The sequence below is a fragment of the Pseudomonas fluorescens genome (assembly GCF_900215245.1).
In the GTDB taxonomy this organism is placed as follows: Bacteria; Pseudomonadota; Gammaproteobacteria; order Pseudomonadales; family Pseudomonadaceae; genus Aquipseudomonas; species Aquipseudomonas fluorescens.
The window spans coordinates 4,252,262-4,274,758 of record NZ_LT907842.1; the positions used below are offsets into that span (position 1 = coordinate 4,252,262).

Consider the following 22,497-nt stretch of genomic DNA (forward strand, 5'->3'; position numbering starts at 1 on the left):
CCGCTGCACCGCCGACTTGAACCGTAAAGGCCCGCGATCTCTTGACCAGCCCTCTTCTTGAAGCCGTAGCGCTTGCCTGTGAACGCGACCTGCGGATGCTGTTCGAACACCTCGAACTGCGTCTGGCGGGCGGCGACATGGTGCAAATCAGCGGGCCGAACGGCAGCGGCAAGACCAGTTTGCTGCGCCTGCTGGCCGGGTTGATGCAGCCGACGGCAGGTGAGGTTCGCCTCAACGGCCAGCCGCTCAACGAACAACGCACCGAACTCGCCCGCAACCTTATCTGGATCGGCCACGCCGCCGGGATCAAGGACGTGCTGACGCCCGAAGAAAACCTCAGTTGGCTCAGTGCCCTGCATCATCCCGCTTGCCGCGATGCCATTTGGCAAGCCCTGGCCGCTGTGGGGCTCAAGGGTTTTGAAGACGTGCCGTGCCATACGTTGTCGGCCGGCCAGCAACGCCGCGTGGCCCTGGCCCGTCTGTATCTGCCCGGCCCGCCGCTGTGGATTCTCGACGAACCGTTCACCGCCCTCGACAAACAGGGCGTGGCGCAACTCGAAGCACACCTGGCTCGACACTGCGAGCAGGGCGGGTTGGTGGTCCTCACGACTCACCACAGCCTGGCGCTCATGCCTGCCGGTTACCGTGAGCTGGATTTGGGCCGGTGGTCGGTATGAGTGTGTTTGCCCTGTTGGTTGCCCGTGAAGCACGCTTGCTGTGTCGCCGCCCGGCTGAATTGGCTAATCCGCTGGTGTTCTTCGCTATTGTCATCGCGTTGTTCCCGTTGGCGGTCGGCCCCGAGACTAAACTGTTGCAAACCTTGTCCCCAGGGCTGGTGTGGGTCGCGGCACTTTTATCTGTCCTGCTCTCGCTGGACGGGCTGTTTCGCAGTGATTTCGAAGACGGTTCCCTGGAACAGTGGGTCCTTTCGTCGCACCCCTTGCCCCTTCTGGTACTGGCAAAAGTACTGGCACACTGGGTTTTTTCCGGCTTGGCGCTAGTCTTGCTCTCGCCGCTGCTGGCGATGATGCTGGGTTTGCCCGTCGAATGCCTGCCGGTGCTGCTGTTTTCCCTGTTGCTCGGTACGCCGGTGCTCAGCCTGTTGGGGGCGGTGGGCGCAGCGTTGACCGTCGGTTTGAAGCGGGGTGGCCTGTTGCTGGCCCTGCTGATTCTGCCTTTGTATATCCCGGTATTGATCCTGGGCAGCGGTGCTTTGCAAGCCGCGCTCATGGGCATGCCGGCGACCGGTTACCTCCTGTGGCTTGGCAGCCTGACCGCCCTGGCGGTAACCCTGACACCCTTTGCTATAGCGGCTGGCCTGAAGATCAGCGTCGGCGAATAATGAGGTCTGGTTAAGCGTTATTAACCAGTAAAGACCCTGAGTTTCTCGCAACGACGAGAAACAACCGTGACGGAAACAGCAATGAACTGGACCTGGTTTCACAAGCTCGGCTCGCCCAAATGGTTTTACGGCATCAGCGGCAAGCTGCTGCCGTGGTTGAGCATCGCAGCCCTGTTGCTGATCGGCATCGGCCTGGTGTGGGGCCTGGCCTTCGCGCCGCCGGATTACCAGCAAGGCAACAGCTTTCGCATCATCTATATCCATGTGCCCGCCGCGATGCTGGCCCAATCCTGCTATGTGATGCTGGCCGTGTGCGGCGTCGTCGGCCTGGTGTGGAAGATGAAGCTGGCCGACGTGGCGCTGCAATGCGCAGCGCCCATCGGCGCGTGGATGACCGCCGTGGCGCTGGTCACCGGCGCAATCTGGGGCAAACCGACCTGGGGTTCGTGGTGGGTGTGGGACGCGCGCCTGACCTCCATGCTGATCCTGCTGTTCCTGTACTTCGGCCTGATTGCCTTGGGCAACGCGATCAGTAACCGCGACAGCGCTGCCAAGGCCTGCGCGGTGCTCGCCATCGTCGGCGTCATCAATATCCCGATCATCAAGTACTCGGTGGAGTGGTGGAACACCCTGCACCAGGGCGCCACCTTCACCCTCACCGAAAAACCGGCAATGCCGGTGGAAATGTGGGCGCCGCTGCTGCTGATGGTGCTCGGGTTCTACTGCTTCTTCGGCGCGGTGCTGCTGATGCGCATGCGCCTCGAGGTGCTCAAGCGTGAAGCCCGCGCCAGTTGGGTCAAGGCCGAAGTGCAAAGCTGCCTGGGAGCGCGTGGATGAGTTTTGCTTCTTTCAGTGATTTTCTCGCCATGGGCCATCATGGCCTGTATGTCTGGACGGCCTATGGCATCTGCCTGGCAGTGCTGGCCCTCAACGTCGCCGCGCCGATCCTGGCCCGCAAGCGTTACCTGCAACAAGAGGCGCGTCGTTTGCGCCGGGAGACCGAAAAGTGAATCCGCTGCGTAGAAAGCGTCTGTTGATCATCCTGGCCATCCTGGTCGGCGTGAGTGTTGCCGTGGGCCTGGCGATGAGTGCCCTGCGGGAGAACATCAACCTGTTCTACACCCCCACCCAGATCGCCAATGGCGACGCCCCGCTGGACACGCGCATCCGCGCCGGCGGCATGGTGGAGAAGGGCTCGCTGAAGCGTTCTGGCGATTCTCTCGACGTGACCTTTGTGGTCACCGACTTCAACAAAGCGGTGACGATCACTTATCGCGGCATCCTTCCGGACCTGTTCCGCGAAGGCCAGGGCATCGTTGCCCTGGGCAAGCTCAACGCCGACGGCGTCGTGGTTGCCGATGAGGTGCTGGCCAAGCACGATGAGAAATACATGCCGCCCGAGGTCACCAAAGCCCTCAAGGACAGCGGCCAATCCGCCCCAGGCGCCCCTTCACAGTCTGCCAAGGAGGGCTAAGCCATGACGTCCGCACTGTTTATTCCGGAGCTGGGCCAGTTGGCGATGATCCTCGCCCTGTGCTTCGCCATCGTCCAGGCCGTGGTGCCGTTGCTCGGTGCCTGGCGCGGCGACCGCCTGTGGATGAGCCTGGCCCAGCCGGCCGCCTGGGGTCAGTTTGCGTTCCTGGTGTTCGCGTTCGGTTGCCTGACCTACGCCTTTATGACCGATGATTTTTCCGTCGCCTATGTGGCTAATAACTCCAATAGTGCGCTGCCGTGGTACTACAAGTTCAGCGCCGTGTGGGGTGCCCACGAAGGCTCGTTGCTGCTGTGGGCCTTGATCCTCGGCGGCTGGACCTTCGCCGTGTCGGTGTTCTCGCGCCAATTGCCGCAAGTCATGCTGGCACGGGTGCTGGCGGTGATGGGCATGATCAGCATCGGCTTTCTGCTGTTCCTGATCATGACCTCCAACCCGTTCAGCCGCATCCTGCCGCAGATCCCGGCAGACGGGCATGACCTCAACCCGCTGCTCCAGGACATCGGCCTGATCGTGCACCCGCCGATGCTCTACATGGGTTACGTCGGTTTCTCGGTGGCCTTCGCCTTCGCCATCGCCGCCTTGCTCGGCGGGCGCCTCGATGCCGCCTGGGCGCGCTGGTCGCGGCCGTGGACCATCGTCGCCTGGGCCTTTCTGGGCATTGGTATCACCTTGGGTTCATGGTGGGCTTACTACGAACTCGGTTGGGGCGGCTGGTGGTTCTGGGACCCGGTGGAAAACGCCTCGTTCATGCCATGGCTGGTCGGTACGGCACTGATCCACTCGCTGGCCGTCACCGAAAAGCGCGGCGTGTTCAAGAGCTGGACCGTGTTGCTGGCCATTGCGGCATTTTCCCTCAGCCTGCTCGGCACCTTCCTTGTGCGTTCGGGTGTGCTGACGTCGGTGCATGCGTTTGCGTCCGACCCTGAGCGTGGCGTATTCATCCTGATCTTCCTGCTGTTTGTGGTCGGCGGCTCGCTCACCCTGTTCGCCCTGCGTGCACCGGTGGTCAAGAGCCAGGTCGGTTTCAACCTGTGGTCGCGGGAAACCCTGCTGCTCGGTAACAACCTGGTGCTGGTCGTCGCCGCGTCGATGATCCTGCTCGGCACCCTTTACCCACTGGTGCTGGATGCCTTGAGCGGTGCCAAGCTGTCCGTTGGCCCGCCGTACTTCAACGCGCTGTTTATTCCGTTGATGGGCCTGTTGATGGTGGTGATGGCGGTCGGCGTGCTGGTGCGCTGGAAAGACACCCCGGTGAAATGGCTGGCCGGCATGCTGATGCCGGTGCTGTTGGGCAGTGTGGCCCTGGCGGTGATCGCCGGGATCGCTTACGGCGACTTCAACTGGGCGGTGCTCGCCACCTTCCTGCTCGCCGCCTGGGTGTTGCTGGCCGGCGTGCGCGATATTGTCGACAAGACCCGCCACAAGGGCCTGATCAAAGGCCTGCCAACCTTGACCCGCAGCTACTGGGGCATGCAAATCGCCCACCTCGGCATCGCCGTGTGCGCCCTCGGCGTGGTGCTCTCCAGCCAGAACAGCGCCGAGCGCGACCTGCGCCTGGCGCCGGGTGAGTCGATGGACCTGGCCGGTTACCACTTTATCTTCGACGGCGCCAAGCACTTTGAAGGCCCGAACTTTACGTCCGACAAAGGCACCGTCCGTGTGGTGCGCAACGGCCAGGAAGTGGCCGTGTTGCATCCGGAAAAACGTCTGTACACCGTGCAAAGCTCGATGATGACCGAAGCCGGGATCGACGCCGGTTTCACCCGCGACCTCTATGTGGCATTGGGTGAGCCGCTGGGCGACGGCGCGTGGGCGGTGCGCGTGCACGTCAAACCGTTCGTGCGCTGGATCTGGTTCGGCGGCTTGCTCACCGGTTTCGGCGGGTTGCTGGCCGCGCTGGACCGGCGTTATCGCGTCAAAGTAAAAAGCCGTGTGCGCGAAGCTCTCGGCCTGCAAGGAGCGGCGGCATGAAGCGTTGGTTGATGGTGTTACCGCTGGCGGCCTTTCTGGTGATGGCGGTGTTCCTGTATCGCGGGTTGTACCTGGACCCGGCCGAGTTGCCTTCGGCGATGATCGGCAAGCCTTTCCCGGCGTTCAGCCTGAAGACCGTGCAGGGCGACAAGACCCTGACTCAGGCCGACCTGCTGGGCAAACCGGCGCTGGTCAACGTGTGGGCGACTTGGTGCATCTCGTGCCGCGTCGAACACCCGGTGCTGAACAAACTGGCCGAGAAGGGCGTGCTGATCTACGGCATCAACTACAAGGACGACAATGCGGCGGCCTTGAAATGGCTCGCGGAGTTCCACAACCCGTATCAGCTGGATATCCGCGATGAAGACGGCAACCTCGGTTTGAACCTTGGCGTGTACGGCGCCCCGGAAACCTTCTTCATTGATGCCAAGGGCGTGATCCGCGACAAATACGTCGGCGTGATCGACGAAGTGGTCTGGCGTGAGCAACTGGCCGCCAAGTACCAGGCGCTGGTCGATGAGGCCAAGCCATGAAGCGTCTGTTAGCCGCTGCGGTGCTGGCGTTGGGATTGGCCGGCGTGGCTCACGCCGCCATCGACACCTACGAATTCGCCAAGGACGGAGACCGCGAGCGGTTTCGCGAACTGACCAAGGAACTGCGCTGCCCCAAGTGCCAGAACCAGGACATCGCCGACTCCAACGCCCCGATCGCCGCCGACTTGCGCAAAGAGATCTTCCGCATGCTGGGGGAGGGCAAGGACAATCAGCAGATCATCGACTTCATGGTCGACCGCTACGGTGATTTCGTGCGCTACAAACCGGCCCTCACCGGCAAGACCGCGCTGCTCTGGTTCGGCCCCGCCGGGCTGTTGCTGGCCGGTGTGGTGGTGATGGCCGTGATCGTGCGCCGTCGCCGCGCTGCGCCGACTGATGGTTCCGATGCGCTCTCCCCGGACGAACGCAAACGCCTCGACCAATTGCTGGACACCAAGACTGATGATTGATTTTTGGCTCGCAGCAGGGTTGCTGCTCCTGATTGCCCTGAGTTTCCTGTTGATCCCTGTATTGCGCGGTCGCCGTGCCCAGCGTGAAGAGGATCGCACCGCGCTGAACGTGGCGCTTTATCAAGAACGCGTGGCCGAGCTGCAAGTGCAGCAGGACGAAGGCGTGCTGAATGCCACGCAACTCGACACCGGCCGCGCCGAAGCGGCCCGCGAGCTGCTGGCTGACACCGAAGGCGTGGAAAAGCCCCGCGAATCGCGCCTGGGCAAACCGCTGCCGTTGTTGGCGGCGTTTCTCGTCCCGGTGCTCGGCGTTGCGCTGTACCTGCATTACGGGGCGAGCGACAAGGTCGAACTGACTCGCGAATTCTCCCAGCCGCCGGTGTCCATGCAAGACATGACCCAGCGCCTGGAGCGTGCCGCCGCTGCCCAGCCGGACTCGCCGGAAGGCTTGTACTTCCTCGGTCGCGCCTACATGGCCCAGGACCGTTCGGCTGATGCGGCGAAAGTCTTCGAACGCACCGTGGCGTTAGCCGGTCGCCAGCCGGAGCTGCTCGGTCAGTGGGCTCAGGCGCAGTACTTTGCCGACAACAAGCAATGGTCGCCCAAGGTTCAGGCGTTGACCGACGAGGCGTTGAAGCTGGACCCGAAAGAAGTGACCAGCCTTGGTTTGCTTGGCATTGCCGCTTTTGAAGGTCAGCGCTACCAAGAAGCAATCGACTATTGGAATCGTCTGCTGGCGCAATTGCCACCTGAAGATAATTCACGTGTTGCCCTGCAAGGTGGCATCGACCGCGCGGCCGAGAAGCTCAAGGAAAGCGGCGGCACCGTCGCGCAAAAAACCGTGATGACCGTGCGTGTGGACCTGTCTGCCGAGGTGAAGGCCAACGCCTTGCCAACCGATAGCGTGTTCATCTTCGCCCGTGCCGTAAACGGTCCGCCGGCGCCGCTGGCCGCCAAGCGCGTCACTGTTGCCGAACTGCCGGTCACGGTCGAACTGGGCGATGCTGACGCGATGATGCCGCAGTTGAAACTGTCGAACTTCCCCGAAGTCCAACTGGTTGCGCGCATATCCCGGGCCGGTCAACCGACCACTGGCGAATGGATCGGCCGCAGCCAACCCTTGGCCAGCAGCACCACTGCCTTGCAGAAGCTGACCATCGACCGTCCGGACCAGTAAATCGAGGAAACGCCTATGACCGCTCTTGCACGCATCACCCTGCTCAGCCTGGTACTCGGCCTGAGCGCTTGTGCGGTCCACCGGCCACCTCCCGCGCCCACCGGCCCGACCATCCCGCCGTCGGGCCCGTCGACTCAACCCAGCACCAAGCCTTCCGGCCCGGTAACCCCAGCGCCGAAACCGCTGCCGAGCAAGTCGCCAACCTTCGCCCCGCCGCCGGGCGCCGCCAGCCACTGGGACGGCAAGATGCAGGTGTATGTGCTGGACGAGCAGCCCGACACCTTCTACCGCCAGCGCACCTACTACCGTTGGAGCAACGGCTGGACCCGCTCCATCAGCCCGAACGGGCCATGGGAAGACACCGACGTGCACGGCGTGCCACCGGGGTTGAGCAAGCAGTACGCGCAATGACAAAAGGCGACCTTTGAAAGGTCGCCTTTTTTATTACTCAACTTGAAATGCAATCCACTGTGGGAGCTGGCTTGCCTGCGATAGCGGTGTATCAGCTACCCATCTGCCAACTGACCCACCGCCATCGCAGGCAAGCCAGCTCCCACACTAGATCGCCTCAGCCATCAGGCCACGGGGCACTCGCGATTCAGCGCTTGATCCACCAACAACTGCGCAATCTCAACCATCTGCACCACCGCCAGCACCTGTTTGCGGCTTGAGCCGTCCAAATGCTCAGCACAGTCGTAGGCACACACCGTCGCCGATTCCAGCATCTCGCTGGCATTGCTCAAGGCAACTTCGGTACTGAGGCCGGGGCGGACGGTGAAGATGAGGTTGGGTGGGGTTTGTGGGGTGTCATCCGAGGTGGATGGCGGGGGATTGGGTGTGACTTTTTTCATGGTGAAGCTCCTATGAATGAGCACCTCCATTTCGCTACCACACGATGTAAGGAGGCGACTGTACACGGGGTGGTAGACCGGTCATAGAAACCCGGCAGGCCGAAGCCTCCCGTGCACAGCCGCCACAAAGCAGCCCGCACAAAAAAACGCCCGTAAGCGTTTTGGGGATCTATGAAAGAACCGGGCTACCACACCCGTTCGCTGATTTTGCAGCGACCCGCGAAGGTTAGCGGCGAGGTTGCTCGGACGCAACCTGAAAGATGTGTAGGGCAGGTCCTAACAAGAGGGCAGCTAAAAAGAGGGAGCTATACGTCGTTACCGATCGTTCCCACGCTCCGCGTGGGAATGCATCCCGTGACGCTCTGCGTCACCGTTGCGCAAAGCTTCGCCTGATTCGGGACGCAGAGCGTCCCAGGCGGCATTCCCACGCAGAGCGTGGGAACGATCGGTCACAGGGGATTGTGGTGGCTTTGCAACCTTTCACAAAACCTTCATCAATCCGCCCCCGTGCAGTCATGTGCAAGTAATAGCGCTGACACCTCCCGCGCCTACTGTCGTTTGAACTCAACCGCAGCCCTTGTGTGGCTGTTCAGACCAGACAGAGAAGCCCATGACTCACGCTATCCATGTCGATCACTTGAACAAGACCTTTGCGAAGAAATCCGCATTAGTCGACCTCGAACTTACCGTTGCCACCGGTGAGATGGTCGCGCTGATTGGCGCTTCCGGCTCCGGCAAGTCGACCTTGCTGCGCCACCTGGCGGGCCTGGCCTGTTGCGACAAGAATAATGGCGGCAGCGTCAAGGTGCTCGGCCGGGAAGTGCAGGCCAGCGGCCGGTTGAACAGCAAGGTGCGGCGCCTGCGCTCCGACATCGGCTACATCTTCCAGCAGTTCAACCTGGTCAACCGCCTGAGTGTGCTCGACAACGTGCTGCTCGGTTGCCTGGGCCGCATGCCGCGCTGGCGTGGCAACCTCGGCCTGTTCAATGCCGAGGAAAAACAGTTCGCCATGGAGTCCCTGGCCCGCGTCGGCCTGGCGGACCTGGCCGCGCAACGTGCTTCCACCTTGTCCGGCGGCCAGCAGCAACGCGTGGCGATTGCCCGGGCCCTGACCCAGCGCGCCGAAGTGATCCTCGCCGATGAACCCATCGCTTCGCTGGACCCGGAGTCGGCCCGCAAGGTCATGGAGATCCTCGCCGACATCAACGGTCGCGACGGCAAGACCGTGGTGGTCACCCTGCACCAAGTCGATTACGCCATGCGTTATTGCCCGCGAGCCGTGGCGCTCAAGGGCGGCCGAATTCACTTCGATGGCCACGCCAGCGAGCTGAGCAGCCAGTTCCTCAATGATTTGTACGGTGCCGATGTCGACACCAGCCTGATGTTTTCCGACCAGACCCGCACCACCGTCGTCCCCGCACGGTTGGCCCTGGCTCGCGCTTGAAACCCCAATAACGACCCACAGGAATCCTCTCCATGTTGAACCGTATCGGTCATGTGTTTCTGTCTGCCGTGCTGCTCGCCAGCGTGGCCATGGGCAATGCCCAGGCCGTCGACAAGGCGATCAATTTCGGCATCATGTCCACCGAGTCTTCGCAGAACCTCAAGAGCATCTGGCAGCCCTTTCTGGATGACATGCACAAGAAGACCGGCCTCACCATCAACGCCACCTTCGCCTCCGACTACGCCGGCCTGATCCAGGGCATGCGCTTCAACAAGGTCGACGTGGCCTGGCTGGGCAACAAGGCGGCGATGGAAGCGGTGGACCGTTCCAACGGCGAAATCTTCGCCCAGACCGCTGCCGCCAATGGGGCAGCCGGTTACTGGAGCGTGCTGATCGTGCGCAAGGACAGCCCGATCAACAACGTCGATGACATGCTCAAGAACGCCAAGAACCTGACCTTCGGCAACGGTGACCCGAACTCCACCTCGGGCTACCTGGTACCGGGCTACTACGTGTTCGCCAAGAACCACGTTGATGCCGCCACCGCCTTCAAGCGCACCCTCAATTCCAGCCATGAAGTCAACGCACTGAGCGTGGCCAAGGGGCAGTTGGACGTCGCCACCTTCAACACCGAAAGCTGGGACCGCCTGGAAGTCACCCAGCCCGACAAGGCCGCCCTGCTCAAGGTGATCTGGAAGTCGCCGCTGATCCCCGCCGACCCGATGGTGTGGAGCAAGGCCCTGAGCGACAGCGAGAAAACCAAGATCCGCGATTTCTTCGCCAACTACGGTGACACCGACGAAGAGAAGGCCGTGCTGAAGAACATGCAACTGGGCAAGTTCCTCAAGTCCAGCGACGACCAACTGCTGCCGATCCGCCAACTGGAGCTGTTCAAGCAGCGCACCACCATCAGCGCCGACGACAAGCTGGAGGCCGCCGACAAGGCCAAGAAGCTCGCCGACATCGACGCCGACCTGGCCAAGCTGCAAGAGCGCATCACCGAGCTGGACAAGAAGACCGCAGCCAACGGCTAACCCCCTGTAGGAATCGGGTTCATGTGGGAGCGGGCTTGCTCGCGAATACGGTGTGTCATTCAACGCATCCGGCGACTGAGTCACCGCATTCGCGAGCAAGCCCGCTCCCACATAAGCCTTGCCCACACACTTATTGAGAGTGACCCATGACTACCTTGCATGCTGAAGCAGTGGGCAAAAGGACTTGGCCGCAGTACCTCGGCTGGGGCCTGTTCCTGATCCTGCTGGCCTGGGCCTGGCACGGCGCCGAAATGAACCCGCTGGCGCTGTACCGCGACTCCGGAAACATGGCGACCTTCGCCGCCGACTTCTTCCCGCCGGACTTCCACGAATGGCGCTCCTACCTCAAGGAGATGATCGTCACCGTGCAAATCGCCCTCTGGGGCACGGTGCTGGCGATTGTCTGCTCGGTGCCGCTGGGCATCCTGTGCGCCGACAACATCACCCCATGGTGGATCCACCAGCCGCTGCGCCGGGTGATGGATGCCTTCCGTTCGATCAACGAAATGGTGTTCGCGATGTTGTTCGTGGTCGCGGTGGGCCTCGGTCCTTTCGCCGGTGTTCTGGCCTTGTGGATCAGCACCACCGGCGTGCTCGCCAAGCTGTTCGCCGAAGCCGTCGAAGCCATCGACCCGGGCCCGGTTGAAGGCGTCAGAGCCACCGGCGCCAGCGCCCTGCAAGAGGTGATCTACGGCGTGATCCCCCAAGTGATGCCGCTGTGGGTGTCCTACGCGCTCTACCGTTTCGAAGCCAACGTGCGCTCGGCGACGGTGGTGGGGATGGTCGGTGCCGGCGGGATCGGCGTGATCCTGTGGGAGAACATCCGCGCCTTCCAGTTCGTGCAGACCTGCGCGGTGCTGCTGGTGATCATCGTGGTGGTGAGCTGTATCGACGTGCTGTCCCAACGCCTGCGCAAGCAGTTCATCTGACTACGGAGGGGTGCCCCAGGGCGCTTTTTTTTAAGCATGCAGTTGTCTAGACAAGATGAGCCGGTGTACCGCGAACTCGCCGATATCCTGCGCCGCGAACTGAGCAGCTATCAGGCCGGCGACTTCCTGCCGGGCGAGGTGCAGCTGGCCGAACGCTTTGGCGTGAACCGCCACACCCTGCGCCGGGCCATCGATGAGCTGGTGTTCGAAGGCAGCCTGTTGCGCCGCCAGGGCAAGGGCACCCAAGTGCTCGACCGCCCGCTGATTTACCCGATGGGCGCCGAGACCTCCTACAGCCAATCGCTGTCGGCCCAGGGCGTGGGCGTGGAAGCGCTGCTGCTCAAGCGCCGCTACTGCTTCGCCAGCCGCGAAGAGGCGCAGCAACTGGGCATCGCCGAGATGGCACCGATGATCGAGCTGCAAACCTTGCGCAAGCTCAATCACCAGCCGGTCAGCCTGATCCGCCACCGCTACTGCGCCAGCCGTGCGCCGTTGCTGGCGGACTACAACGGCGGCTCCCTGCGCCATTACCTGCGCGAGCGCGACCTGCCGTTGACCCGCACCCACAGCCTGATCGGCGCGCGCTTGCCCAACCGCGACGAAGCCGCGCTGCTGATGATGCCCCGGCATTTGCCGGCGCTGACGGTATTCACCCTTTCCCGCGATCGCGACGGCCGCCCGGTGGAGCTGGCGCAGTCCACCAGCCGTTCCGATCGCTTCCAGTACCAAGTGGTGACCTGATGGAGACCCCGATGAACCTGTCCCCGCGTCAACACTGGATCGGCGTGCTCGCCCGCGCCTTTCGCAGTGAATTGCTGCCCCATGAAGACGCCCTGCGCGACGTGGATTACCAACTGATCCGCGCCCCGGAAATCGGCATGACCCTGGTGCGCGGCCGCATGGGCGGCAATGGTGCGCCGTTCAACGTCGGCGAAATGAGCGTCACCCGCTGCGTGGTGCGCCTGGCCGACGGCCGCACCGGCTACAGCTACCTGGCCGGGCGCGACAAGGTCCACGCCGAGCTGGCGGCCCTGGCGGATGCGCATTTGCAGGGCGCGCACCCGAGCATCTGGCTCAGCGATTTGATCCGCTCGCTGGCCAACGCCCAGGCCGAACGCCGGGCGCAAAAAGAGGCCGACACCGCCGCCACCAAGGTCGAGTTCTTCACCCTGGTTCGAGGAGAAAACTGATGAATGCCCAACTCTTGCAACCGGCGTTCGTAGACCCGGTGCTGGATGCCCAGCGCGGTTTTCGCGGCGCCCTCAAGGCCCTCGCCGAGCCCGGTTTGATCCAGTCCTTGCCCGCAGCGCCAAGCCTTGAAGGCCTAGCGCCGGGCACCTACGCGCTGTGCCTGGCACTGCTGGATACGGACACGCCGCTGTGGCTGGCACCGAGCTTCGACACGCCGCTGATTCGCGCCAACCTGGCCTTCCATTGCGGCTGCCCGCTGACCACACGCCGGGAAGAGGCCGCGTTCGCCTTGCTCGGTGAACAGGACTTGCTCGACCTCGGCGGCTTCGACCACGGCAACGACCGCTACCCCGATCAGTCCTGCACCTTGCTGGTCCAGTTGACCGACCTGGAAGCCGGTCGCGCCTTGAACTGGCAAGGCCCGGGGATCAAGACCCAGCGTCAGGTCAACCTGCCGGTGCCTCAAGCCTTCTGGCTGGAGCGCCAACGCCGCGAAACCTTTCCACGTGGCCTGGACGTGTTGTTCGCCGCCGGCCATCACCTGATCGGCCTGCCACGCAGTACCCGAATTGCACAGGAGCGTGCCTGATGTACGTAGCCGTCAAGGGTGGCGAACAGGCCATCGACAATGCCCACCGCCTGCTGGCGAAAAAACGCCGGGGCGATACATCCATTCCTGAACTGAACGTGGAGCAGATCCGCGAGCAACTGCCGCTGGCGGTCGCCCGGGTGATGAGCGAAGGCTCGTTGTACGACACGGAGCTTGCCGCACTGGCGATCAAGCAAGCGGCGGGGGATCTGGTGGAAGCGATCTTCCTGCTGCGGGCCTACCGCACCACGTTGCCGCGCTTCAGCCCGAGCCTGCCGATCGACACCGCGCAGATGTCGTTGAGCCGACGTTTGTCGGCCACGTTCAAGGACGTGCCGGGCGGCCAACTGCTGGGCCCGACCTTCGACTACACCCATCGCCTGCTGGATTTTGCGCTGCTGGCCGAAGGTGAATACCCTGGCCCGCAAACCGCACCGGATGCGACTCTGGAAGCGTGCCCGCGGGTGCTGGGCTTGCTGGCCAAGGAAGGCCTGATCAAGAACGAATCCGACGACACCGGCAGCGTCGCCGACATCACCCGCGACCCCCTGGAATACCCGGCCAACCGTGCCCAGCGCCTGCAAGCCCTGGCCCGTGGCGATGAGGGTTTCCTGCTCGCGCTGGGTTACTCCACCCAGCGCGGGTACGGCCGCAACCACCCATTCGCCGGTGAGATTCGCATTGGCGACGTAGAGGTGTGGATCGACCCGCAAGAACTGGGTTTCCCGGTCTGCCTGGGCAGCATCGAAGTCACCGAGTGCGAGATGGTCAACCAGTTCGTCGGCTCGGCCACCGAGCTGGCGCAGTTCACCCGCGGCTACGGTCTGGCGTTCGGGCATGCCGAGCGCAAGGCCATGGGCATGGCCCTGGTGGACCGCTCGCTGCGGGCCAGCGAGTTCAACGAAGAGATCGTCTCGCCGGCCCAGCAGGAAGAATTCGTACTGTCCCACTGCGACAACGTCGAGGCGGCGGGCTTTGTGTCCCACCTCAAATTGCCTCACTACGTGGACTTCCAGTCCGAGCTGGAACTGATCCGCAAACTGCGCCAACCGGCCGAGGGCACCCGCCATGAATGACCTGACTCAAACGCCTGCGCGTGACCCGGCGTACAACTTCGCCTACCTGGATGAGCAGACCAAACGCATGATCCGCCGCGCCTTGCTCAAGGCCGTGGCGATCCCCGGTTACCAGGTGCCGTTCGGTGGCCGCGAGATGCCGCTGCCTTACGGCTGGGGCACCGGCGGCATGCAATTGACCGCCGCAATTCTGGGGGCCGACGACGTGCTCAAGGTGATCGACCAGGGCGCCGACGACACCACTAACGCCGTGTCGATCCGCCGCTTTTTCGCGCGCACGGCGGGGGTTGCCACCACCGAAAGCACCCCGGACGCCACGGTGATCCAGACCCGCCACCGCATCCCGGAAACTCCGTTGCAGGCCGACCAGATCATGGTTTACCAGGTGCCTATCCCGGAGCCGCTGCGCTTTATCGAGCCGTCGGAAACCGAGACCCGCACCATGCACGCCCTCAATGACTACGGGGTGATGCACGTAAAGCTCTACGAAGACATCGCCACCTTCGGCCATATCGCCACCAGCTACGCCTACCCAGTAATGGTGGACGAGCGCTACGTGATGGACCCCTCGCCGATCCCGAAATTCGACAACCCGAAACTCGACATGAGCCCGGCGCTGATGCTGTTCGGTGCCGGTCGCGAAAAGCGCCTGTACGCGGTGCCGCCGTACACCCAGGTCAACAGCCTGGACTTTGAAGACCACCCCTTCGAAGTGCAGAAGTGGGAACACAACTGCGCCATCTGCGGCAGTCACGATTCGTTCCTCGATGAGCTGATTCTGGATGACGCCGGCACCCAGAGTTTTGTGTGTTCCGACACCTGGTACTGCGCCCAACGGGTGAAGGAGAGCAACCAATGATCCAGGCCTTGATGAAACAACCACCGCTGAGCGTGCCCGTCGAGCCGTTGTTGCAAGTGCGTGACCTGTCGCTGCTGTACGGCCCGGAAAAGGGCTGCCAGGGCGTGAGCTTCGACCTGTATCCCGGCGAAGTGCTGGGGATTGTCGGCGAGTCGGGCTCGGGCAAATCCACCTTGCTCTCGCTGCTCAGCGGTCGCCTGCCGCCCCAGGCCGGCAACATTGGCTATCGCGGCAAGGACGGCGAATGGCTGGACCTGTACAGCGCCAGCGAAGCCGAGCGCCGCACCTTGCTGCGCACCGAATGGGGCTTTGTCGAGCAGAACCCACGGGACGGCTTGCGCATGGGCGTCTCGGCCGGCGCCAACATTGGCGAGCGCCTGATGGCCCAGGGCGTGCGTAATTATCAGCAGCTGCGCGGCGCGGGTCTGGACTGGCTGAGCCAGGTGGAAATCGACCCGCAACGCATCGACGACTTGCCCCGGACCTTCTCCGGCGGCATGCAACAGCGCCTGCAAATCGCCCGCAACCTCGTCTCCAGCCCGCGTCTTGTCTTCATGGACGAACCCACCGGCGGCCTGGACGTGTCGGTGCAAGCGCGCTTGCTCGACCTGTTGCGTGGCCTGGTGCGCGAGCTGGACCTGGCCGTGGTGATCGTGACCCACGACCTCGCCGTAGCACGCTTGCTGGCCGACCGCCTGATGGTGATGCGCCGTTCGCGGGTGGTGGAAACCGGGCTGACGGACCAGATCCTCGACGATCCACAGCACCCTTACTCTCAACTGCTGGTGTCTTCGGTATTGCAGCCATGATGAATGCCTTGATCGAGGTCCGTGACCTCTCGAAAACCTTCACCTTGCACCAGCAACACGGCGTGGTGCTGAACGTGCTGCGCGGGGTGGAGTTCAGCGTGAAAGGCGGCGAGTGCCTGGTGCTGCACGGCCAGTCCGGCGCCGGTAAAAGCACCTTGCTGCGCACCTTGTACGGCAACTATCTGCCGGCGGGTGGCAGCATCCGCGTGCAGCACCTCGGCGAATGGCTGGAGCTGGTGGGTGCCGAGCCCCGTGAGGTGTTGCAAGTGCGCCAGCAGACCCTTGGCTATGTCAGCCAGTTTCTGCGGGTGATCCCGCGTGTGGCCTGCCTGGACGTGGTGATGGAGCCGGCCCTGGCCCGCGGCTGGTCCCGGGACCTGGCGCGCTCCCGTGCCGAACTTTTGCTCAGCCGCCTGAACATTCCCCAGCGCCTGTGGCAGCTGGCGCCCGGCACCTTTTCCGGTGGCGAACAACAGCGGGTCAACATCGCCCGCGGCTTCATGGTGGCCTGGCCAGTGATGCTGCTGGACGAACCCACCGCGTCACTCGACGACAGCAATCGCCAGGTGGTGCTGGAACTGATGAACGAAGCCAAGGCAGCCGGTGCCGCCTTGATCGGCATCTTCCACGACCGCGCCGCCCGTGAAGCGGTCGCCGACCGCCATTTCGACATGACCCCCGCGCCTGTTGCCCAAGAGGAATACGCCCATGCCCGCTGAGCAGATCCTCAGTAATGCCCAGGTCGTCACCGCTGACCGTGTATTTCTTGGCTCGGTGGTGCTGCGTGACGGGCTGATCGTCGACATCGCCGAAGGCCGCAGCCAGTTGCCCCAGGCCCAGGACCTGGACGGTGATTGCCTGCTGCCGGGCCTCGTGGAATTGCACACCGACAACCTGGAAAAACACATGACCCCGCGCCCCGGCGTGGACTGGCCGTCCACCTCGGCGGTGCTCAGCCATGACGCGCAGATCATCGCGGCCGGCATCACCACGGTGTTCGACGCGGTGTCCATCGGCGATGTGAACCCCAAGGGCAACCGCATGCAGAAACTGCCGGCGATGCTCAACGCCATTGCCGCTGCCGAAAGCGCCGGCCTGACCCGTGCCGAACACCACCTGCACCTGCGTTGCGAGCTGTGCCACCCGGACACGTTGAGCGTGTTTCGCGACCTGGTGGAAAACCCGCTGGTGCGCCTGGTGTCGGTGATGGACCACTCGCCGGGCCAGCGCCAGTTCGTGCTCGAATCCAAGTACCGTGAGTACTACATGGGCAAGTACCACCTGAACGACGAGACCATGGATGCGTTCATCAAGCTGCAAATGGCCAACTCGAAGGAATACAGCGACCGCTACCGCGCCGCGATCGTCGAGCATTGCCTGACGCGCGGGCTGTCGGTGGCCAGCCATGACGATGCAACCCTGGCACATGTCGAGGAGTCGGCGGGCTACGGCATGACCATCGCCGAATTCCCCACCACCCTGGAAGCGGCGCGGGGCTGCCAGGAACTGAACATGAAAGTACTGATGGGCGCGCCGAACGTGGTGCGCGGCGGGTCCCACTCGGGTAATGTGGCCGCCGCCGGCCTGGCTGCCGAGGGATTGCTGGATATACTTTCCAGTGACTACTACCCGGCCAGCCTGCTGCAGGCGGCGTTCGTGCTGGCCGATCAGCAGGACGGCGGCGATCTTTCCCGGGCGGTGAAGATGATCAGCCTGGCGCCGGCACATGCTGCGGGCCTGAGTGATCGCGGCGAAATCGCCGTGGGCCTGCGGGCCGATCTGGTGCAAGCGAAAAAAAGCCGCGACGGACTGCCAGTGGTCCAACAAGTCTGGCGACAAGCGAAGAGGGTGTTTTGATGGCGGGCAGGTTGATCTATCTCATCGGACCATCGGGTTCGGGCAAGGACAGCCTGCTGGATGCCGCACGACCGCGTTTGGCCGAGCGGGGCTGCCGCATTGTGCGGCGGGTCATCACCCGCTCGGCGGAAGCGGTGGGCGAGGCCGCGCAGGGTGTGAGCCCGGCGCAGTTTGCCGCGATGGAGGCCGAGGGCGCGTTTGCCCTCAGCTGGCACGCCAACGGGTTGTCCTATGGCATCCCCCGGGAGATCGATGAATGGCTGGCGGCGGGGCACGACGTGCTGGTCAACGGCTCCCGTAGCCATCTGGCGCAAACCCGGCTGCGTTACCCGAACCTGCTGGTGGTGTTGCTGACGGTGGACCAGGCGGTGTTGCGCCAGCGCTTGCTGGCGCGGGGCCGTGAATCCCTGGCGGACATTGATCTGCGGCTGGCGCGCAATGCCCGGTTCGCCGACAGCTTGAGCACGGCAGCAGACGTGTTCCTGCTCGACAATTCCGGCCAACTGGAACACACGGTCGAGCGCTTGCTGGGCTGCCTCGACGGGCAACCGGCATGCGCCTGACACTGCTGGGCACCGGAGACGCGCGGCAAGTCCCGGTGTACGGCTGCGAGTGCGCCGCCTGTGGTCTGGCCCGCAGCGACGAAAGCCTGCGACGCCGCCCATGCAGCGCATTGATCGAGTGCGGCGACCAGCGCTGGTTGATCGACAGCGGGTTGCCCGACCTCACCGAACGCTTCCCGCCGCGCAGCTTCAACGGGATTTTCCAGACGCACTATCATGCCGATCACGCCCAGGGCCTGCTGCATTTGCGCTGGGGCCAGGGGCTGGTGATTCCGGTGCATGGTCCGGTGGACGCGGAAGGTTTGTCCGACCTGTACAAGCACCCCGGCGTCCTCGATTTCAGCCAGCCGTTTGCCGAGTTTGAAACCCGCCGCTTTGGCGAGCTGAGCGTCACGGCGTTACCGCTGCTGCATTCCAAACCCACCTTGGGTTACCTGCTGGAAGGCGAGGGGCGGCGCATCGCCTACCTCACCGACACTGTTGGCCTGCCACCCGCCACCCGCGACTGGCTGCAACGCGAGCCGCTGGATGTGCTGGTGCTCGACTGCTCCATGCCGCCGCAGCCGCAGGCACCGCGTAACCACAATGATTTGACGCTGGCGTTGCAGTGCATTGAGGAGGTCGGCGCCGAATGGGGCGTGCTGACTCATGTGGGGCATACGCTGGATGCGTGGTTGTTGCAGCATCGGCGCGAGTTGCCGCGCAACGTCACCGTAGGCTGGGATGGGCGGGTGTTGTAGTGGGCTCGGGTTGGCCTGTTTGAAGATTCCGGCATGAAAGCCGTAGGACGAGCGTTTAGTTAAGAGTAAGAATGTATTAAGTTCTAATGAAGTACTTTGCAGCGTTTGCGAGGGGGGCTAAGTGTTTGGGTGGGATTTGTGAGTGGTGATTAGTGTGAGTGTAACTTTTTGCTTTGTTGAACGGTTCCAATTGTCTGGCGTCTTTTGATTTTCATTAAATTTCCATATATAAAACAATTGGTTGGGCGGGCGTGGTGAGTTGTCTTTGGGGCGAGTTTGTAAAGGTTGATGGCGTTGCCAGGTAACTTGATACATGGTTTTTAGTGTGGCTGTTTTGAAATAAAGTGGTAGTTGGAATATTGCCTTTCTCTATGGAAACTTAACCGGGCTTTGACGGCTAAGTCGTCGAGGTTATGACTCGCATTTTGTGAGTTGGTTACTTTTAGTAGTGAGAGGCCTATTTGGTTTATGAATTCTTTAGTTGCTCCATCCTTCACCTGTTACACACGAAACTCCGATATTGAATCGCTGGCCGTCTTTCCTGATAAGCCAGATCATACGGTTTCCCGTGCGTCGGCGAAAAAACCATCCTTCACGACGGATCAAGCGGCCGCGCACATCACCCGAGGGGGTTACAAGTTTCACGATCGAAATGACGATAAAAAAACAATCATCTCTTACAACTTTGCCGGTGGGTTTACTCCGCAACAAAAAGAGCGTGCCCTATTAGCATTACAGTCATGGGCGGACTTGGCCAATATCACTTTCAAGGAAGGTGCCGCGGGTGCGGATGGTTCAATAACCATTAAAGATATTCCTGATTATGGTGGTGGGTGGGCGTTACTTCCGAATAAACATTTCTACAATGTTTCGGCCAATATTGGTACGGCGAATGCTGACGGTACTCCACCGCTGGGCAGTTACTTTCTGTTGACGACTGTGCATGAGCTGGGACATGCCATCGGTCTTGAGCACCCCGGTGGCTACAATGGCGGGGGCAGCTATGACAGTAACGCCGATTACGCGGAAGATACCAGGGCCCGCAGTGTCATGAGTTACTGGTCTGAGCGTAATCAGCCGGGGCATGATTTCAACTCGCGGATGCCTGCCGCTCCGATGATTGATGATATCGCGGCGATTCAGCGTGTTTATGGCGTGAATACTAAAACCCGGAATACCAACACCACCTACGGTTTTAATTCCAACACCGATCGAGACTTTTACAGCCTGAAAGACGGCACCGAGAAACCGATTTTTTCGGTGTGGGATGGCGGTGGCATCGATACGCTGGATTTCTCGGGGTTTGCACAGAATCAGACGATCAACCTCAATACTGAGGCGTTCTCCGACATCGGCGGGCTCAAGGGAAACGTTTCGGTTGCGAAGGGCGTGGTGGTAGAGAACGCCATTGGTGGTTCGGGTAAAGACACCTTGGTGGGCAACCAGGTTGCCAATCGCCTGAAGGGCGGTGGAGGGGCAGATGAGCTGCTGGGCGGTGGTGGCGGGGACACCTTCATTTACGATCGGGCGAGTGACTCCACGCCCGAGAGCCCTGATCTGATCAAGGACTTTACCAGCGGTTCCGACAAGATTGACGTCTCTGGCGCGCTTAAGTCTGCCGGTATCAAGGCGCTTACCTTCGGTGCCTTGACGGGGCGGCCAGGCGATGCGGTCTTGAGCTTCGACCACAACACCGGAGAGGGAAGCCTGGCCATCGACTTTTCGGGAAATGGCAAGGCGGATCTCTATGTAAAAAGCAAAGGAGAGATCAAGCGTGGGGATGTCCTTGAACAAGGGGGCAAGCCGGATGATCCCAATCCTGACCCCAAACCGGATCCGAAGCCCGACCCAAAACCTCGCAACACGGACACCACTTACGGTTTCAACTCCAATAGCGGTGATCCCGCCACTAGCCTCACCTCCTCCAGTGATAAACCCCGTTTTACGGTAAAGGACGCCGAGGGTATCGATACGCTCGACTTCTCGGGGTTCAACCAGAACCAGATCATCGACCTTCATTCCGGATCGGCTTCTGACGTGGGTGGCACGAAAGCTAACGTCTCGATCGACGCTTCCAGCATCATTGAAAATGCCATTGGTGGTGCGGGCAATGATCTGTTGATCGGAAATCACGTGAGTAACCGACTCAAAGGTGGGGGCGGTTCGGACAAGTTGTGGGGCGGCGGTGGCGCTGACACGTTTGTGTATGAACAGATCAGTGATTCAACGCCTGAGGCGCCTGACCTGCTGATGGATTTCATCAGCGGCACCGACAAGATTGATGTGTCAAAACTCATGAGTGCTGCCGGCATCCGTAAACTGGATTTCGTCAGTGTGTTGACGGGCAAGGCGGGTCAAGCCGTTTTGAACTACGACTCGCAGTTCGACACAGCCAGTCTGGCCATTGATCTCAAGGGCGATGGCAAGGTTGATCTGTTGGTGAAAAGTATCGGTGAGATCAAGGCCGGTGATGTCCTGGTTAGTGACGGGGTGGATCCAAAGCCGGATCCGAAGCCGGATCCGAAGCCAGATCCGAAGCCGGATCCGAAGCCAGACCCGAAGCCGGATCCGAAGCCGGATCCGAAGCCAGACCCGAAGCCGGATCCGAAGCCGGATCCAAAGCCGGATCCGAAGCCAGACCCGAAGCCGGATCCGAAGCCGGATCCAAAGCCAGATCCAAGACGAGAAGAGAAGGACGATACGATCTACGGCTTCAACTCCAACACGGGCAAGCCTCATATGACCCTGACGTCCGCCGCCGACAAGCCGGACTTCACCGTCCATGACAAGAGCGGTAACGATACCTTTGATTTTTCCGGCTTCACCCAGAGTCAGGTCATCAGCTTGAACGGGGGAACCCATTCCAGTGTGGGTGGGTTGAAAGATAATGTGTTTATCACCGAAAAAACCGTCATCGAGAATGCCATTGGTGGCGGTGGCGACGACAGGATGAGTGGCAATGAGGCAGACAACATCCTGATTGGCGGCGCGGGAGCCGATAACCTGACCGGTGGCGGCGGCTGGAACACCTTCAAATATAACGCAGCCTCCGACTCGACCCGCGAGCGTGCGGACCTGTTGATGGATTTCACCACTGGCAAGGACAAAATCGATTTGTCGCAGATGAGCAAGAGTGCGGGTGTCGATTTGAACTTTGTGGACAAGTACACCGGCAAGGCGGGCGATACGATCATAAAGTTCAATACGGTAACCGGGCGTTACTTGCTGGCAGTCGATTTGACCGGTGGAGGCAAAACGGAGTTTCTGATTAAAAGTACACGGATAATAAGCCCGGAGGATGTTATAGGCCTGGCACTGAAGCCTGATACGTATCTTTGACGGCCCGGAGCATACGCGGCGCTTTCTTGGGCTCCGAAAGGGCAGTTAATACAATCAGTGTCGGATACCGTGTTGATTGTGTGACTGTTATTGTTTAAGTACTTCTTCGGAAATAATATCGGGGTTGGTGAGTTGTACTTTCATATGGCAGCTTATTGGTCCCGGTAAATAGGATTTCCGGGGCTTGTGGGCCGTGTATGGAAAGGCCCGTTATTTGGTCTTGTAAAG

25 protein-coding genes are annotated in these 22,497 nt (G+C 61.7%); 24 read left to right on the plus strand and 1 reads right to left on the minus strand.

All coding sequences use genetic code 11. The annotated features are described in order from the left end of the window. The first annotated feature begins 95 nt into the window (after positions 1 to 95). The 10 genes from ccmA to CPH89_RS20000 all read left to right on the plus strand — a co-directional run bounded on the left by ccmA (position 96) and on the right by CPH89_RS20000 (position 7,399). A complete protein-coding gene (gene ccmA, locus CPH89_RS19955; protein ID WP_232005469.1) occupies positions 96 to 677 on the plus strand; it encodes a cytochrome c biogenesis heme-transporting ATPase CcmA in 582 nt (193 codons plus the stop codon). Then, positions 674 to 1,342: a heme exporter protein CcmB gene (gene ccmB, locus CPH89_RS19960; RefSeq protein WP_053255186.1), complete on the plus strand. Its 669-nt coding sequence runs from the start codon at positions 674 to 676 to the stop codon at positions 1,340 to 1,342. The genes ccmA and ccmB overlap by 4 nt, the downstream gene beginning before the upstream one ends. Before the next feature lie 81 nt (positions 1,343 to 1,423). Beyond that, positions 1,424 to 2,179: a heme ABC transporter permease gene (locus tag CPH89_RS19965; RefSeq protein WP_053255187.1), complete on the plus strand. Its 756-nt coding sequence runs from the start codon at positions 1,424 to 1,426 to the stop codon at positions 2,177 to 2,179. Next, a complete protein-coding gene (gene ccmD, locus CPH89_RS19970; protein ID WP_003172771.1) occupies positions 2,176 to 2,352 on the plus strand; it encodes a heme exporter protein CcmD in 177 nt (58 codons plus the stop codon). The genes CPH89_RS19965 and ccmD overlap by 4 nt, the downstream gene beginning before the upstream one ends. Next, a complete protein-coding gene (gene ccmE / locus CPH89_RS19975) occupies positions 2,349 to 2,816 on the plus strand; it encodes a cytochrome c maturation protein CcmE (RefSeq protein WP_053255188.1) in 468 nt (155 codons plus the stop codon). The genes ccmD and ccmE overlap by 4 nt, the downstream gene beginning before the upstream one ends. A 3-nt stretch (positions 2,817 to 2,819) precedes the next feature. Beyond that, entirely contained in the window at positions 2,820 to 4,808 is a 1,989-nt protein-coding gene (locus CPH89_RS19980; protein ID WP_053255189.1) for a heme lyase CcmF/NrfE family subunit, read from the plus strand. Then, entirely contained in the window at positions 4,805 to 5,341 is a 537-nt protein-coding gene (locus CPH89_RS19985) for a DsbE family thiol:disulfide interchange protein (RefSeq protein ID WP_053255190.1), read from the plus strand. The genes CPH89_RS19980 and CPH89_RS19985 overlap by 4 nt, the downstream gene beginning before the upstream one ends. Beyond that, the gene (locus CPH89_RS19990) at positions 5,338 to 5,811 is read left to right on the plus strand and encodes a cytochrome c-type biogenesis protein (protein WP_053255191.1); all 474 of its coding nucleotides are present in this window, start codon (positions 5,338 to 5,340) and stop codon (positions 5,809 to 5,811) included. The genes CPH89_RS19985 and CPH89_RS19990 overlap by 4 nt, the downstream gene beginning before the upstream one ends. Then, positions 5,804 to 6,988 carry a c-type cytochrome biogenesis protein CcmI gene (ccmI, locus tag CPH89_RS19995; protein WP_053255192.1) on the plus strand — a complete coding sequence of 395 codons (1,185 nt, stop codon included), beginning with the start codon at positions 5,804 to 5,806 and terminating at the stop codon, positions 6,986 to 6,988. Before CPH89_RS19990 ends, ccmI begins: the two co-directional genes overlap by 8 nt. A 15-nt stretch (positions 6,989 to 7,003) precedes the next feature. Further along, positions 7,004 to 7,399, plus strand: coding sequence for a hypothetical protein (locus tag CPH89_RS20000; protein WP_053255193.1), 396 nt, complete (start codon positions 7,004 to 7,006; stop codon positions 7,397 to 7,399). A 164-nt stretch (positions 7,400 to 7,563) separates the two neighbouring features. Here CPH89_RS20000 and CPH89_RS20005 read toward each other — a convergent pair whose 3' ends face one another. Next, positions 7,564 to 7,839 carry a DUF6124 family protein gene (locus CPH89_RS20005; protein ID WP_017136205.1) on the minus strand — a complete coding sequence of 92 codons (276 nt, stop codon included), beginning with the start codon at positions 7,837 to 7,839 and terminating at the stop codon, positions 7,564 to 7,566. 610 nt (positions 7,840 to 8,449) lie between these two features. Here CPH89_RS20005 and phnC point away from each other — a divergent pair. From phnC to CPH89_RS30220, 14 genes are all read left to right on the plus strand, one after another. Continuing rightward, entirely contained in the window at positions 8,450 to 9,283 is an 834-nt protein-coding gene (gene phnC / locus CPH89_RS20010) for a phosphonate ABC transporter ATP-binding protein (RefSeq protein ID WP_053255194.1), read from the plus strand. Positions 9,284 to 9,315: 32 nt separating this feature from the next. Next, complete coding sequence (phnD, locus tag CPH89_RS20015) at positions 9,316 to 10,317, plus strand: phosphonate ABC transporter substrate-binding protein (RefSeq protein WP_053255195.1); 1,002 nt, start codon at positions 9,316 to 9,318, stop codon at positions 10,315 to 10,317. A 146-nt stretch (positions 10,318 to 10,463) separates the two neighbouring features. Next, positions 10,464 to 11,246 carry a phosphonate ABC transporter, permease protein PhnE gene (gene phnE / locus CPH89_RS20020; protein ID WP_003210621.1) on the plus strand — a complete coding sequence of 261 codons (783 nt, stop codon included), beginning with the start codon at positions 10,464 to 10,466 and terminating at the stop codon, positions 11,244 to 11,246. 36 nt (positions 11,247 to 11,282) lie between these two features. Next, positions 11,283 to 11,987, plus strand: coding sequence for a phosphonate metabolism transcriptional regulator PhnF (phnF, locus tag CPH89_RS20025; protein WP_073636930.1), 705 nt, complete (start codon positions 11,283 to 11,285; stop codon positions 11,985 to 11,987). Between the two features lie 11 nt (positions 11,988 to 11,998). Beyond that, positions 11,999 to 12,436 carry a phosphonate C-P lyase system protein PhnG gene (phnG, locus tag CPH89_RS20030; protein WP_053255197.1) on the plus strand — a complete coding sequence of 146 codons (438 nt, stop codon included), beginning with the start codon at positions 11,999 to 12,001 and terminating at the stop codon, positions 12,434 to 12,436. After that, positions 12,436 to 13,026: a phosphonate C-P lyase system protein PhnH gene (phnH, locus tag CPH89_RS20035; RefSeq protein ID WP_053255198.1), complete on the plus strand. Its 591-nt coding sequence runs from the start codon at positions 12,436 to 12,438 to the stop codon at positions 13,024 to 13,026. The genes phnG and phnH overlap by 1 nt, the downstream gene beginning before the upstream one ends. Beyond that, complete coding sequence (locus CPH89_RS20040; RefSeq protein WP_053255199.1) at positions 13,026 to 14,102, plus strand: carbon-phosphorus lyase complex subunit; 1,077 nt, start codon at positions 13,026 to 13,028, stop codon at positions 14,100 to 14,102. The genes phnH and CPH89_RS20040 overlap by 1 nt, the downstream gene beginning before the upstream one ends. Next, positions 14,095 to 14,961 carry an alpha-D-ribose 1-methylphosphonate 5-phosphate C-P-lyase PhnJ gene (locus CPH89_RS20045; protein WP_053255200.1) on the plus strand — a complete coding sequence of 289 codons (867 nt, stop codon included), beginning with the start codon at positions 14,095 to 14,097 and terminating at the stop codon, positions 14,959 to 14,961. The genes CPH89_RS20040 and CPH89_RS20045 overlap by 8 nt, the downstream gene beginning before the upstream one ends. Then, the gene (gene phnK, locus CPH89_RS20050) at positions 14,958 to 15,770 is read left to right on the plus strand and encodes a phosphonate C-P lyase system protein PhnK (protein ID WP_053255201.1); all 813 of its coding nucleotides are present in this window, start codon (positions 14,958 to 14,960) and stop codon (positions 15,768 to 15,770) included. The genes CPH89_RS20045 and phnK overlap by 4 nt, the downstream gene beginning before the upstream one ends. Continuing rightward, positions 15,770 to 16,489, plus strand: coding sequence for a phosphonate C-P lyase system protein PhnL (phnL, locus tag CPH89_RS20055; protein WP_053255202.1), 720 nt, complete (start codon positions 15,770 to 15,772; stop codon positions 16,487 to 16,489). Before phnK ends, phnL begins: the two co-directional genes overlap by 1 nt. Continuing rightward, complete coding sequence (locus tag CPH89_RS20060) at positions 16,479 to 17,627, plus strand: alpha-D-ribose 1-methylphosphonate 5-triphosphate diphosphatase (protein ID WP_053255203.1); 1,149 nt, start codon at positions 16,479 to 16,481, stop codon at positions 17,625 to 17,627. The genes phnL and CPH89_RS20060 overlap by 11 nt, the downstream gene beginning before the upstream one ends. Next, the gene (gene phnN, locus CPH89_RS20065) at positions 17,627 to 18,190 is read left to right on the plus strand and encodes a phosphonate metabolism protein/1,5-bisphosphokinase (PRPP-forming) PhnN (protein WP_053255204.1); all 564 of its coding nucleotides are present in this window, start codon (positions 17,627 to 17,629) and stop codon (positions 18,188 to 18,190) included. The genes CPH89_RS20060 and phnN overlap by 1 nt, the downstream gene beginning before the upstream one ends. Beyond that, a complete protein-coding gene (gene phnP, locus CPH89_RS20070; RefSeq protein ID WP_053255205.1) occupies positions 18,181 to 18,930 on the plus strand; it encodes a phosphonate metabolism protein PhnP in 750 nt (249 codons plus the stop codon). Before phnN ends, phnP begins: the two co-directional genes overlap by 10 nt. Positions 18,931 to 19,398: 468 nt before the next feature. Then, positions 19,399 to 22,269 (plus strand): M10 family metallopeptidase C-terminal domain-containing protein, encoded by a 2,871-nt coding sequence (locus tag CPH89_RS30220; protein ID WP_104814115.1) that lies wholly within the window; start codon positions 19,399 to 19,401, stop codon positions 22,267 to 22,269. Positions 22,270 to 22,497 lie beyond the last annotated feature (228 nt).

Coding starts and splice junctions, on each gene's coding strand:
- ccmA (WP_232005469.1), top strand. CDS start 96: ATGCTGTTCGAACACCTCGAACTGCGTCTGGCGGGCGGCGACATGGTG.
- ccmB (WP_053255186.1), top strand. CDS start 674: ATGAGTGTGTTTGCCCTGTTGGTTGCCCGTGAAGCACGCTTGCTGTGT.
- CPH89_RS19965 (WP_053255187.1), top strand. CDS start 1,424: ATGAACTGGACCTGGTTTCACAAGCTCGGCTCGCCCAAATGGTTTTAC.
- ccmD (WP_003172771.1), top strand. CDS start 2,176: ATGAGTTTTGCTTCTTTCAGTGATTTTCTCGCCATGGGCCATCATGGC.
- CPH89_RS19980 (WP_053255189.1), top strand. CDS start 2,820: ATGACGTCCGCACTGTTTATTCCGGAGCTGGGCCAGTTGGCGATGATC.
- CPH89_RS19985 (WP_053255190.1), top strand. CDS start 4,805: ATGAAGCGTTGGTTGATGGTGTTACCGCTGGCGGCCTTTCTGGTGATG.
- CPH89_RS19990 (WP_053255191.1), top strand. CDS start 5,338: ATGAAGCGTCTGTTAGCCGCTGCGGTGCTGGCGTTGGGATTGGCCGGC.
- ccmI (WP_053255192.1), top strand. CDS start 5,804: ATGATTGATTTTTGGCTCGCAGCAGGGTTGCTGCTCCTGATTGCCCTG.
- CPH89_RS20000 (WP_053255193.1), top strand. CDS start 7,004: ATGACCGCTCTTGCACGCATCACCCTGCTCAGCCTGGTACTCGGCCTG.
- CPH89_RS20005 (WP_017136205.1), bottom strand. CDS start 7,839: ATGAAAAAAGTCACACCCAATCCCCCGCCATCCACCTCGGATGACACC.
- phnC (WP_053255194.1), top strand. CDS start 8,450: ATGACTCACGCTATCCATGTCGATCACTTGAACAAGACCTTTGCGAAG.
- phnD (WP_053255195.1), top strand. CDS start 9,316: ATGTTGAACCGTATCGGTCATGTGTTTCTGTCTGCCGTGCTGCTCGCC.
- phnE (WP_003210621.1), top strand. CDS start 10,464: ATGACTACCTTGCATGCTGAAGCAGTGGGCAAAAGGACTTGGCCGCAG.
- phnF (WP_073636930.1), top strand. CDS start 11,283: ATGCAGTTGTCTAGACAAGATGAGCCGGTGTACCGCGAACTCGCCGAT.
- phnG (WP_053255197.1), top strand. CDS start 11,999: ATGAACCTGTCCCCGCGTCAACACTGGATCGGCGTGCTCGCCCGCGCC.
- phnH (WP_053255198.1), top strand. CDS start 12,436: ATGAATGCCCAACTCTTGCAACCGGCGTTCGTAGACCCGGTGCTGGAT.
- CPH89_RS20040 (WP_053255199.1), top strand. CDS start 13,026: ATGTACGTAGCCGTCAAGGGTGGCGAACAGGCCATCGACAATGCCCAC.
- CPH89_RS20045 (WP_053255200.1), top strand. CDS start 14,095: ATGAATGACCTGACTCAAACGCCTGCGCGTGACCCGGCGTACAACTTC.
- phnK (WP_053255201.1), top strand. CDS start 14,958: ATGATCCAGGCCTTGATGAAACAACCACCGCTGAGCGTGCCCGTCGAG.
- phnL (WP_053255202.1), top strand. CDS start 15,770: ATGAATGCCTTGATCGAGGTCCGTGACCTCTCGAAAACCTTCACCTTG.
- CPH89_RS20060 (WP_053255203.1), top strand. CDS start 16,479: ATGCCCGCTGAGCAGATCCTCAGTAATGCCCAGGTCGTCACCGCTGAC.
- phnN (WP_053255204.1), top strand. CDS start 17,627: ATGGCGGGCAGGTTGATCTATCTCATCGGACCATCGGGTTCGGGCAAG.
- phnP (WP_053255205.1), top strand. CDS start 18,181: ATGCGCCTGACACTGCTGGGCACCGGAGACGCGCGGCAAGTCCCGGTG.
- CPH89_RS30220 (WP_104814115.1), top strand. CDS start 19,399: ATGAATTCTTTAGTTGCTCCATCCTTCACCTGTTACACACGAAACTCC.